Source organism: Streptomyces sp. NPDC044002 (assembly GCF_056434525.1).
This window is the reverse complement of record NZ_JBWKEZ010000068.1, coordinates 27,815-38,439: the sequence shown is the minus strand read 5'-3', so window position 1 is coordinate 38,439 and position 10,625 is coordinate 27,815. Positions and strand designations below refer to the sequence as shown.

Annotated in this window: 9 protein-coding genes; 4 read left to right on the top strand and 5 right to left on the bottom strand. The window is 73.6% G+C overall.

The features are described 5' to 3' along the window. Positions 1–186 precede the first annotated feature (186 nt). The 4 genes from AC07A6_RS34315 to AC07A6_RS34300 all read right to left on the bottom strand — a co-directional run bounded on the left by AC07A6_RS34315 (position 187) and on the right by AC07A6_RS34300 (position 4,899). Positions 187–2,679: an ATP-binding protein gene (locus AC07A6_RS34315; RefSeq protein ID WP_478779718.1), complete on the bottom strand. Its 2,493-nt coding sequence runs from the start codon at positions 2,677–2,679 to the stop codon at positions 187–189. 180 nt (positions 2,680–2,859) lie between these two features. Then, the gene (locus AC07A6_RS34310; RefSeq protein ID WP_478779717.1) at positions 2,860–3,501 is read right to left on the bottom strand and encodes a LysE family translocator; all 642 of its coding nucleotides are present in this window, start codon (positions 3,499–3,501) and stop codon (positions 2,860–2,862) included. 68 nt (positions 3,502–3,569) lie between these two features. After that, complete coding sequence (locus tag AC07A6_RS34305; RefSeq protein ID WP_125603340.1) at positions 3,570–3,893, bottom strand: STAS domain-containing protein; 324 nt, start codon at positions 3,891–3,893, stop codon at positions 3,570–3,572. Between the two features lie 157 nt (positions 3,894–4,050). Continuing rightward, the gene (locus AC07A6_RS34300; protein WP_362471641.1) at positions 4,051–4,899 is read right to left on the bottom strand and encodes a 3-hydroxyacyl-CoA dehydrogenase family protein; all 849 of its coding nucleotides are present in this window, start codon (positions 4,897–4,899) and stop codon (positions 4,051–4,053) included. A 350-nt stretch (positions 4,900–5,249) separates the two neighbouring features. Between AC07A6_RS34300 and AC07A6_RS34295 the strand changes: the two genes are divergently transcribed. After that, positions 5,250–5,822, top strand: coding sequence for a cob(I)yrinic acid a,c-diamide adenosyltransferase (locus AC07A6_RS34295; RefSeq protein WP_362471644.1), 573 nt, complete (start codon positions 5,250–5,252; stop codon positions 5,820–5,822). A gap of 114 nt (positions 5,823–5,936) precedes the next feature. Here the strand turns inward: AC07A6_RS34295 and AC07A6_RS34290 are convergent, their stop codons facing one another. Further along, on the bottom strand, positions 5,937–6,512 hold the full coding sequence (locus AC07A6_RS34290; RefSeq protein ID WP_478779716.1) for a hypothetical protein: 576 nt from the start codon (positions 6,510–6,512) through the stop codon (positions 5,937–5,939). Positions 6,513–6,670: 158 nt separating this feature from the next. Between AC07A6_RS34290 and AC07A6_RS34285 the strand changes: the two genes are divergently transcribed. From AC07A6_RS34285 to AC07A6_RS34275, 3 genes are all read left to right on the top strand, one after another. Then, complete coding sequence (locus AC07A6_RS34285) at positions 6,671–7,867, top strand: sensor histidine kinase (protein WP_478779720.1); 1,197 nt, start codon at positions 6,671–6,673, stop codon at positions 7,865–7,867. Further along, a complete protein-coding gene (locus AC07A6_RS34280) occupies positions 7,864–8,517 on the top strand; it encodes a response regulator transcription factor (RefSeq protein ID WP_362471650.1) in 654 nt (217 codons plus the stop codon). The genes AC07A6_RS34285 and AC07A6_RS34280 overlap by 4 nt, the downstream gene beginning before the upstream one ends. 136 nt (positions 8,518–8,653) lie before the next feature. Continuing rightward, the gene (locus tag AC07A6_RS34275; protein WP_478779715.1) at positions 8,654–10,546 is read left to right on the top strand and encodes a glycosyl hydrolase family 18 protein; all 1,893 of its coding nucleotides are present in this window, start codon (positions 8,654–8,656) and stop codon (positions 10,544–10,546) included. Positions 10,547–10,625 lie beyond the last annotated feature (79 nt).

The following is a 10,625-nucleotide window of genomic DNA, read 5'->3' as shown; positions in this document are numbered from 1 at the left end:
CGCCTCAAACGCCGGCGGGGCTGGAAGTGCGCTGCGCGCACTCCAGCCCGCCCGGCGACGGCCGGCCTATCCAGCCTCGCCGGCGTTTGAGGCGCGGGGTCCGGGGCGGAGCCCCGGGGAACGGTGGAAGGGCGGGTAGGGGACCGGCCCCGCGCAGCGGCCCGCCCCACCCCCACCCCGGGCGGGTCAGATGGTCTTCGGGGACTCCGACGCCGTCGGGGACTGGGCCTCCGTCGAGGTCGTCGGCGTCGTCGGGGCCGTCGGCGTGACCGGGGGCGTCGTCGGCGGCGTCGGCGTCGGCGAGGCCGGCGGAGTGGTCTCCGGGGGCGGGGTCGTCGCCGGCGGGGGCGTCGTAGCCGGCGGGGCCGGGTCGGGCTGCTGCGGGCCCGGCGTGTGGGACGGCGGAGGGGTCGTGGGCCGGGTGCCCTCGCCCTTCGCGGGTTCACCACCGCCGCCCGACGGAGCCACCGGCTCGGGCGGCGAATCGTTCCCGCTGTTCCCCGGCACCTGCGGCGGGGTCACCGCCGGCGCGTCCGGGGTCGAGGACACCGTCGGCTCCGTCGGCTGTTCCGGGTCCTCCCCCGCCGTGAGCGACAGGCCGACGACCGTGCCGAGCGCCACCACCGTCAGCGCCCCGGCAGCGGCCAGCAGCACCGTCTTGCGCGGCCGGCCCCCCGGTTCGGTCCCGGGCCGCCGTACGAACGGCGCCGGCGCCGGGGCCGGAGCCCCCTGCGGAGCCGCCGTGAACGCGTCCGCGTAGACCTGGGACAGGGTGGTCGCCGACGTGCCGCCCGGCTTCCCGATCACCGGGGTCAGCTGGGTGACCGCCTCCGACCCGGCCGGCTTCGCCGCGCCCCCCGCCCCCGGCGGCAGGGCCGCGAGGACCGGCGGGGCCTCCAGCCGCAGCGGCGGCGAGGCCTTCGCCCCCATCGCCTCCCGGTCCCGGTCGGTGACCAGCGCCAGCGCCCGCCGCCCGGCGACGGTGCCGCGCTTGTCGGCCAGCGCCCCGCGCAGCCCGATCGAGGCCTCCAGCTCCGCCCGCGCCCGGTCCAGGCGCCCCTCGCAGAGCGCGAGGACGCCGAGCTCGTGGTGGAAGTACGCCTGCTCCGCGACCTCCCCCGCCTTCCGCGCGGCCTCCGCGCCCGAGCGCAGCACCCGCCCCCAGGCCTCCCAGGACGGCGCCGCCGCCAGCGCCGGGGCGGCCGTGCGGGCCAGCAGCACGGCGGCCACCACATCGGCCCCGCCCAGCGCGGCGAGGACGGCGTCGGCCTCCGCCGCGACCCGCTCCGGGGTCACCGAGGCGTGCCCGGTCCACCAGGCGTAGTGCCGGGCGGCGGTACGCGCCTCCTCGGCGGCGCTCTCCCCGTACCCGGCCTCCTCCAGCTGCCGCGCGACCCCCTCCGCGAGCCGGTAGCGCGGCCCGACGGGGGTGATCAGGCCGCAGCCGAGGAGTTCCGCGACGGCGGCGTCGGCGTGCGTGTCGCCGACCAGCGCGGGCAGGTGGGCGTGGTGCGGGAGCTCCCCGCCCAGCGCGCAGGCGCTCCGCAGGGCGGCCCGGGCCGACTCGCTGACCCGCGAGGCCAGCAGCTCGGCGGGGGCCGCGGCCTGCGCCAGGGTGGGCAGCGGCACGTGGGAGGGGTCGCGGGGGCGTTCCTCGAAGACCCCGGGCTCCTCGTCCTCGTCCTCGGCGGAGCCGCCGTTGAGCTCGTCGCGCTGCCGCAGCAGGGCGGCGGCCTGTACGAAGCGCAGCGGCAGCCCCTCGGAGGCGAACCGCAGGTCCTCCGCCCAGGCCGTCTCCTCGTCGGTGAGCGGCCTGCCGGTGGCGGCCTCCAGCAGCCGTGCGCAGTCGGCCCGGCCGAGTCCGCCGAGGAAGACCTCCTCCAGCTGCGCGTCGTCGGAGGGGGCCTTCGCGTCGGGGGCGGCGGCGAGCAGGTAGGCGCATTCGGGGGTGGCGCGCAGCAGCTCGTCGAGGGCGGCGCCGCCGAGCTCCAGGTCGTCGAGCAGCACGATCGCGCCGATCTCGGCGGTGCCCGCGAGGAGTTGCGTACGGTCGGGGCGCTCGTCCCGGGTGTCGTACACGGTGGCGTACAGGGTGTGGAGGAGTTCGGCGGGCTGCTGCCTGCCGTGCCCGCTGAGGCGGACGACCCCGTCGGGCGCGAGGTCCGCGCAGTCGGCGGCGACCGCGTCGAGGAGGACGGAGCGGCCGGATCCGGCGGGGCCGGTCAGCCGTACGGAGCGGCCGCGCCCGAGGAGGCGTACGAGCCGCTCCCGTTCGTCCGCGCGCGCCAGGAGCGGCAGGGCGGGCAGGGGCGGCCCGGGCAGTACGGGCGGGCGCGCGGCGGCGTCCCGGTCGGCGCGGGAGGCGGCGGAGCGCTTGGCGGGGCGACGGCCGGCCGCCTGGCGGGCTTCGGGCCGCAGGGGCTCGATCTCGCTGCCGTCGACGGGGTTGACGGTGAGGGTGAACTCCCCGCTGGTCAGGGTCACGACGCGGGCGGGGGCCGGCGGCTGCGCGAGGGCGGCTCCCGGGACCGGGCTCTTGGCGGTCGCGGTCTTGGCTGTCGCCGTCGTAGGGGCCGTGGTCGTGGGAGCCGTGGTCGTGAGGGCCGCAGCCGGTGTCCCGGCTGGCCGGCCCGCCGCGGCCCGTTCGTCCCGGCCCGGCTGCCCCTGTGTACGCTCCATGCCCCTGTCCCCCGATCGCGCCGCGCGCCCGCCGCCGTCTTCGTCGTGCCCGGCGCCCGCTCACATTGTTGTCGCCACCGGTCCGGTTTCGCCCGACCCTAGACCGTGGACGGGGCCGCCGTCACCGCCGGGGTGCCTTCACCACCGGACCACCACGGTTCCTCCCGCCGGTCCTCCCGGTCAGTCCTTGCGGCCGGTCACGGCGACGGTGACGCCGAGGCCGATCATGGCGAGCCCGCCGGTGCCGCCGATCATGGAGAGGCGGCGCGGGGATCCGGCGAACCAGTCGCGGGTGGTGGCGGCCGCGAGGCCCCAGAGGCTGTCGAAGACGATCGCGATCAGGTTGAAGACCAGGCCGAGCATCAGCATCTGGAGCATGACGTGGCCCTGCTCGCGGTCGACGAACTGGGGCAGTACCGCGGCGAAGAAGACGATGGTCTTGGGGTTGGCCACGCCGACCGCGAAGCCCTCGCCGAGGGTACGCAGGGTGCCGTGGGCCCCGGGGGCCGCCTCGGCGACCGCGGCCTGCAGCGATCCGCGGCCGCGGAAGGCCTTGACGCCCAGGTACACGAGGTAGGCGGCGCCGGCCAGCTTGAGGGCGGTGAAGACGAGGACGGAGCGTTCGACGACGGCGCCGACGCCGAGCGCCACGGCCACGACGAGTACGTACGCTCCGAGCGTGTTCCCGGCCACCGTGGTCAGCGCGGCCCGCCGGCCCTGGGCGAGCGCCCGTCCGACGACGAAGAGCACGCTGGGGCCGGGGATCACGATCAGCACGAGGGACATGGCCGCGAAGGCCAGCAGTCTGTCGGTGGACACCATGGATCCATGTAAACCGAGCCCGCCCCGGGGCCGCAGCCCCTTTTCCCGGGGCCCGTCCCCCGCCCCCGTCACACCCGGGGCAGGGACTCCGCTTCCAGCCCGCCCTCGATCGCGAGGATGCGGTGCAGCCGGGTCGCGACGAGCAGCCGCTGCATCCGGTCGGGCACCCCGCGCAGGACCAGGCGCCGCCCGGTCCGGCCGGCCCGCCGGTGCGCCCCCATGATCACGCCGAGTCCGGTCGCGTCCCAGGAGTCCAGGCCGGTGAGGTCGAGCACGAGGTCGCCGTGGCCGTCGTCGAGGGCGGTGTGGAGGACCGTACGGGCGTCAGCCGCGCTGCGCACGTCGAGGCGGCCCCCGACAGCGAGTTCGGCGTGGTCGCCCCTGATGTGCATGTGTGCTCCCCGGCTTTACTGCGTACGTGTGGTCCGACGGGTCCGTGGTCGGCAACTCTCACTGCAACTGACTGCCGTGCGGGCGGTGAAGTTGCCGACCGTGAGCGAACCGATACCTAATTCACCCCGTAGGGTGCGGGGATTCGAACGCTCGTGCTCAGTGCTTGTAGAAGCCCTGGCCGCTCTTGCGGCCGATGTCGCCCGCGTCGACCATGCGGCGCATCAGCTCCGGCGGCGCGAACTTCTCGTCCTGGCACTCGGTGTAGATGTTGCTGGTGGCGTGCAGCAGGATGTCGACGCCGGTGAGGTCGGCGGTGGCGAGCGGGCCCATGGCGTGGCCGAAGCCCAGCTTGCAGGCGATGTCGATGTCCTCGGCGGTGGCGACGCCCGATTCGTAGAGCTTCGCGGCCTCGACGACGAGCGCGGAGATCAGGCGGGTGGTGACGAAGCCGGCGACGTCGCGGTTGACGACGATGCAGGTCTTGCCGACCGACTCGGCGAACGCGCGGGTGGCGGCGAGGGTCTCGTCGCTCGTCTTGTAGCCGCGCACCAGCTCGCAGAGCTGCATCATCGGGACGGGCGAGAAGAAGTGCGCGCCGACGACCCGCTCCGGGCGCTCCGTCACGGCCGCGATCTTGGTGATCGGGATGGCGGAGGTGTTGGAGGCCAGAATGGCGTCCTCGCGCACGATCTTGTCGAGCGCGCGGAAGATGTCGTGCTTGACCTCGAGCTTCTCGAAGACGGCCTCGACGACGATGTCCACGTCGGCGACCGCGTCGAGGTCGGTGGTCGTGGTGATCCGCGCGAGCGCCGCCTCGGCGTCCTCGGCGGTCATCTTGCCCTTGGAGACGAACTTGTCGTAGGAGGCCTTGATGCCGTCCGTGCCCCGGGTCAGCGCGGCATCGGTGACGTCCCGCAGGACGACGTCCCAACCCGCCTGAGCGGAGACCTGAGCGATCCCGGAACCCATCAGTCCCGCGCCGATGACGGCGAGCTTCCCAGCCACTGCACACCCCTCGTTGTTCTCAGTACGACCCGGCCTCGTAGCCTCTCCGGCGGAGACTAGCGCCCGTGAGGGGCGGAGTGACCGTGAAGTAACACGCGTCACGTCTCAGATGACGGACATCACACTGGTACGGCCCAGGAGGCGTGCGCGGCCCGACAGTTCAGATCTGGCCACCTTCGTACCGGGCCACCGGCTCCGGCATGCGGCCCGGTTCCCAGCGGGCCGCCGGGACGTGGCCGAGGTCCCCGGCGGCGACGGCCGCGCGGCCCGACGCGGCGCGGCGGGCGGCTTCGTCCCGGTCGGCCCCCGCTCGACGGTACGCGGCCGGCGGGCCCGTCTACGCTGGCGCCATGGTGAACCTGACGCGCATCTACACCCGTACCGGCGACAAGGGCACGACCGCCCTGGGGGACATGAGCCGGACGCGGAAGACGGACCTGCGGATCTCCGCGTACGCCGACGCCAACGAGGCCAACGCCGCCATCGGGACGGCGATCGCGCTGGGTGCGCTGCCGGAGGAGGTGGTGAAGGTCCTGGTCCGCGTGCAGAACGACCTGTTCGACGTCGGCGCCGACCTGTGCACCCCGGTGGTCGAGGCCCCGGAGTACCCGCCGCTGCGGGTGGAGCAGTTCTACGTGGACCGGCTGGAGGCGGACTGCGACGTCTTCAACGAGCAGCTGGAGAAGCTGCGCAGCTTCATCCTCCCCGGCGGCACCCCGGGCGCGGCCCTGCTGCACCAGGCCTGCACGGTGGTCCGCCGGGCCGAGCGCTCCACGTGGGCGGCGCTGGAGGAGCACGGCGAGGTGATGAACCCCCTGACGGCCACCTACCTCAACCGGCTGTCCGACCTCCTCTTCATCCTGGCCAGGACGGCGAACAAGGAGGTCGGCGACGTGCTCTGGGTCCCCGGCGGCGAGCGCTGACCGCACCCCGGCCCCACCGGGGGTCCGGGGGTCGCCCCCGGGCAGACACAGCATCCTGGCCAGGACGGCGAACAAGGAGGCCGGCGACGTGCTCCGGGTGCCGGGCGGCGAGCGCTAGCGCTTGGTTTCGGCCAGTTCGGCATCCTGGTCCGCCGCGCCCTCCGGGGCCTTGCGGGGCCAGATCGTGTAGGTCGCGGCGACGATGGCCTGGATGCCGACCACCTTCAGGGGGACGCCCTGCCACGACCGGAGCTGGGTGGTGTCGGCGGCGTCGCCGACGTACCAGATGCCGGCCTGGAGCAGCCCGTACGCGACCGCCGCGCCGGCCAGGGTCCGCGCCCACAGCTTCCACTCGTGGACCGCGCGGGCCTTGCCGTACTTGGTACCCGGCGGCTTCGGGCCCCCGGCGAAGCGGTGGGCGGCGTGCCCGTCGAGCCACTTCACGGTGTAGTGCCCGTAGCCGACGGTGTAGCCGATGTAGAGGGCCGCGACACCGTGCCGCCAGCTCGGTTCGCCGCCGTTCTTCAGGTCGACGAAGGACGCCACCAGCAGCACCAGCTCCAGCAGCGGCTCGCACAGCAGCAGCGCCGCCCCCAGCCTCGGCATTCCGGCCAGGTAGCGCAGCGCCAGTCCGCCCGCCAGCAGCACCCAGAAGCCGACCTCACAGGCGATGATCAGACCGACGAGCATGACGGCCCTCCCTTCCTTCCCCGGTTCCCCCCGTTACTCCTCCAAGGGTTCCGGCCGCCGCGCGCCACCGCGTCGTCGCCAGTGACGAAAGCCCACTGCATCCTTCGATGTACCGCCTTCTCAGCCCGGGTACCGAGGCCCCGCCGCGGCGGACCGTGTTGGATGGGGGCGTGCTCCCCAAGATCCCCCGCCCGCACCGCGACGACGTACTGCTCGCGGCCGTCAGCGTGCTCGCCGGCCTGCTGCTGTGGGCGCTGGGCGTGCACAGTTCGCCCAGCCGGCACCTCCTGCCCGACTGGGCGGTGCTGGTCCCGCTGCTGGTCCTCGGCGCCCTGGAGCTGCTGCGCCGCAGCATGCCCCGCGTCACCCTGTCCGTCGGCACGCTCGCCGTGGTCGCGGACCAGTTCACCCTCGGCAACATCGCCAGCGTCATCATCTTCACCGACCTGATGTACGCGGCCGTGGTCTACGGCAAGCCCGCCATGGCCCGCCGGCTCCCGGTCAGCACCGGTCTGATCACCGTGGCCGTCACCATCGGCTCCCTGGTCTGGCTGCGCACCCCGCAGGCCCTGCTCATCGGCGTGGTCACCGGCATCGTGAGCTTCGCCCCGGCCCTGACCGGCGCGACCCTGCGCAACCACCGCGAGGCCGCCGAGGCCGCCCGGCTGCGCGCGGAGCAGACGGCGCTGCTGGCCGAGATGGACCGCAGCCAGGCCGTGGTGGCCGAGCGCGCCCGGATGGCGCGGGAGCTGCACGACATGGTGGCCAACCACCTCTCGGCGATCGCCATCCACTCCACCGCCGCCCTCTCCATCGACTCCCCCGCAACCAGCCGCGAGGCGCTCGGGGTGATCCGGGAGAACAGCGTGCAGGGGCTGGCGGAGATGCGCCGGCTGATCGGGCTGCTGCGGGACGCGGGCGCGGAGCAGGAAGCCGTCGCTGTGCCCTCCCTGGACGGCCTGGACGCCCTGCTGGGGCAGGCCCGTACGAACGGGTCGGCGAGCGGGCTGGACTTCGTCCTGGCGGACGAGCGGCCCTCCGGGGCGGCGCTGCCGGCGCCGGTGGAGCTGGCGGCGTACCGGATCGTGCAGGAGTCGCTGACCAACGCCCTCAAGCACGCCGCCCCCGGCACGGTCCGGGTCCGGGTGGCGCACGGCGCGGGGCTGCTGACGGTGGCGGTGGACTCCCCGTACGGGGACCGGCCGGACCCGCGCGCCCCGGGTTCGGGGGCCGGGCTGATCGGCATGCGGGAGCGTACGGAGCTGCTGGGCGGGACGTTCACGGCGGGTGCGGCGGACAGGGTGTGGCAGGTGCGGGCGGTTCTGCCCGCCGAGGAGAGGGCGGTGCAGTCATGACCATCAGGGTGCTCGTGGCCGAGGACCAGCGGGCCGTACGGGCCGGTCTGGTGCTGATCCTGCGCAGTGCGGGCGACGTCGAGGTGGTGGGAGAGGCCGCCGACGGCGAGGAGGCGGTGCGGCTGGCCGACGAGCTGCGGCCGGACCTGGTCCTCATGGACGTGCAGATGCCGAAGCTCGACGGGGTGTCGGCCACCCGGCAGGTGGTGGAGCGGGGGCTGGCGGACGTGCTGGTCCTGACCACCTTCGACCTGGACGAGTACGTCTTCGGCGCGCTGCGGGCGGGGGCGGCGGGGTTCCTGCTGAAGGACGCGGACGCGGCGGAGCTGATCGCGGCGGTGCGGACGGTGGCGCGCGGCGAGGGGCTGATCGCCCCGGCGGTGACCCGGCGGCTGATCGCCGAGTTCGCGGCGCCGAAGGCCGTACGGGCTCCCGTGCGGCCGGGGGCGGCCGCGGCGGTGGAGTCGCTGACGCGGCGCGAGCGGGAGGTGCTGGGGGCGCTGGGCGACGGGTTGTCGAACGCGGAGATCGCCGTGCGGCTGGACATGGCGGAGGCCACGGTGAAGACCCACGTCAGCAGGCTGCTGGGGAAGCTGGAGCTGCGCAGCAGGGTCCAAGCGGCCGTACTGGCGCAGGAGTTGGGGATCTAGACGGCTTCTGGAGCTGAGGTCTGGACCTCTTGACGCTTGGTCCAGACCTTTCTAGTCTCACCGCATCACTGTGGTGAGCGTGCCATGACAAAGAGCGACACGAGGCGTGCTCACGGGCGGCGCAGGTCCCACCCCCATGTACCGGTCGGCCCCACGATCGGTACGGACCTACCGAGGAGCACCCTTGAGCACAGCACCCCCACGCACCCGTCTGTTCAGGAGGCTGGCCGCCACCGTGGCGGCCCTCGCCCTGCCCGTCGCCGGCCTCGTCGGCCTGGCCGGCCCCGCGCAGGCGGCCCCCTCCGCGACCGCGACCTACACCAAGGTCTCCGACTGGGGCTCCGGCTTCGAGGGCAAGTGGACGGTGAAGAACACCGGCACCACCGCCCTCAGCAGCTGGACCGTGGAGTGGGACTACCCGGCCGGCACCCGGGTCACCTCCGCCTGGGACGCCACCGTCACCAGCTCGGGCAACCACTGGACCGCCAAGAACGTCGGCTGGAACGGCACCCTGGCCCCCGGCGCCACCGTCAGCTTCGGCTTCAACGGCACCGGCGCCGGCGCCCCCTCCGGCTGCAAGATCAACGGCGGCTCCTGCGACGGCGGCACCAACCCCACCGACGCCCCGCCCTCGGCCCCCGGCACCCCCACCGCGAGCGGCGTCACCGAGAACGCGCTGACCCTGTCCTGGACGGCCGCCACCGACGACAAGGGCGTCAAGAACTACGACGTCTACCGCAACGGCGGCAAGCTCACCACCGTCACCGGCACCACCTTCAACGACGGCGGCCTGACCAAGGGCACCACGTACACCTACTCGGTCACCGCCCGTGACACCACCGACCAGACCGGCCCCTCCTCGGGCGAGCTCACGGTCACCACCCCGGGCGGCGGCGGCACCGATCCGGACCCGGGCTCCAAGGTCAAGCTCGGCTACTTCACCGACTGGGGCGTCTACCAGCGCAACTACCACGTGAAGAACCTGGTCACCTCGGGCAGCGCCGCGAAGATCACCCACATCAACTACGCCTTCGGCAACGTCCAGAACGGCAAGTGCACCATCGGCGACGCCTACGCCGACTACGACAAGGCCTACACCGCCGACCAGAGCGTCGACGGCGTCGCCGACAACTGGGACCAGCCCCTGCGCGGCAACTTCAACCAGCTGCGCAAGCTCAAGGCCAAGTACCCGCACATCAAGATCCTCTACTCCTTCGGCGGCTGGACCTGGTCCGGCGGCTTCGGCCAGGCCGCCCAGAACCCCGCCGCCTTCGCCGACTCCTGCTACGCCCTGGTCGAGGACCCCCGCTGGGCGGACGTCTTCGACGGCATCGACATCGACTGGGAGTACCCCAACGCCTGCGGCCTGTCCTGCGACACCAGCGGCGCGGCCTCCTTCAAGAACCTGATGTCGGCCCTGCGCACCAAGTTCGGCGGCTCCAACCTGGTCACCGCCGCGATCTCCGCCGACGGCTCCAACGGCGGCAAGCTCGACCTCGCCGACTACGGCGGCGCCGCCCAGTACGTCGACTTCTACAACGTCATGACGTACGACTTCTTCGGCGCCTGGGACGCCAAGGGCCCCACCGCCCCGCACTCCCCGCTGACCTCCTACGCCGGCATCCCGATCGCCGGCTTCAACTCCGAGGCCGCCATCACCAAGCTCAAGGGCAAGGGCATCCCCGGATCCAAGCTCAACCTCGGCATCGGCTTCTACGGCCGCGGCTGGACCGGAGTCACCCAGGACGCCCCCGGCGGCACCGCCACCGGACCCGCCCAGGGCACCTACGAGCAGGGCATCGAGGACTACAAGATCCTCAAGACCAGCTGCCCCACCACCGGAACCGTCGCCGGCACCGCCTATGCCAAGTGCGGCGGCAACTGGTGGAGCTACGACACCCCCGCCACCATCGCCGGCAAGATGACCTGGCTGAAGAACCAGGGCCTCAAGGGCGCCTTCTTCTGGGAGTTCAGCGGCGACACCGCGAACGGCGAACTGGCGAACGCGATCCACACCGGGCTGCAGTAACCCCCACGCACTGCACGGCCCCGGTGTACGACGAAGCCGGGGAGGCGGGACCGTCCCCCGCCTCCCCGGCTTCCTCACG

What these genes read in the sequence shown, in the direction of transcription:
- AC07A6_RS34315 (WP_478779718.1), bottom strand. Translation starts at nt 2,679, where the DNA reads ATGGAGCGTACACAGGGGCAGCCGGGCCGGGACGAACGGGCCGCGGCG.
- AC07A6_RS34310 (WP_478779717.1), bottom strand. Translation starts at nt 3,501, where the DNA reads ATGGTGTCCACCGACAGACTGCTGGCCTTCGCGGCCATGTCCCTCGTG.
- AC07A6_RS34305 (WP_125603340.1), bottom strand. Translation starts at nt 3,893, where the DNA reads ATGCACATCAGGGGCGACCACGCCGAACTCGCTGTCGGGGGCCGCCTC.
- AC07A6_RS34295 (WP_362471644.1), top strand. Translation starts at nt 5,250, where the DNA reads ATGGTGAACCTGACGCGCATCTACACCCGTACCGGCGACAAGGGCACG.
- AC07A6_RS34290 (WP_478779716.1), bottom strand. Translation starts at nt 6,512, where the DNA reads ATGCTCGTCGGTCTGATCATCGCCTGTGAGGTCGGCTTCTGGGTGCTG.
- AC07A6_RS34280 (WP_362471650.1), top strand. Translation starts at nt 7,864, where the DNA reads ATGACCATCAGGGTGCTCGTGGCCGAGGACCAGCGGGCCGTACGGGCC.
- AC07A6_RS34275 (WP_478779715.1), top strand. Translation starts at nt 8,654, where the DNA reads ATGTACCGGTCGGCCCCACGATCGGTACGGACCTACCGAGGAGCACCC.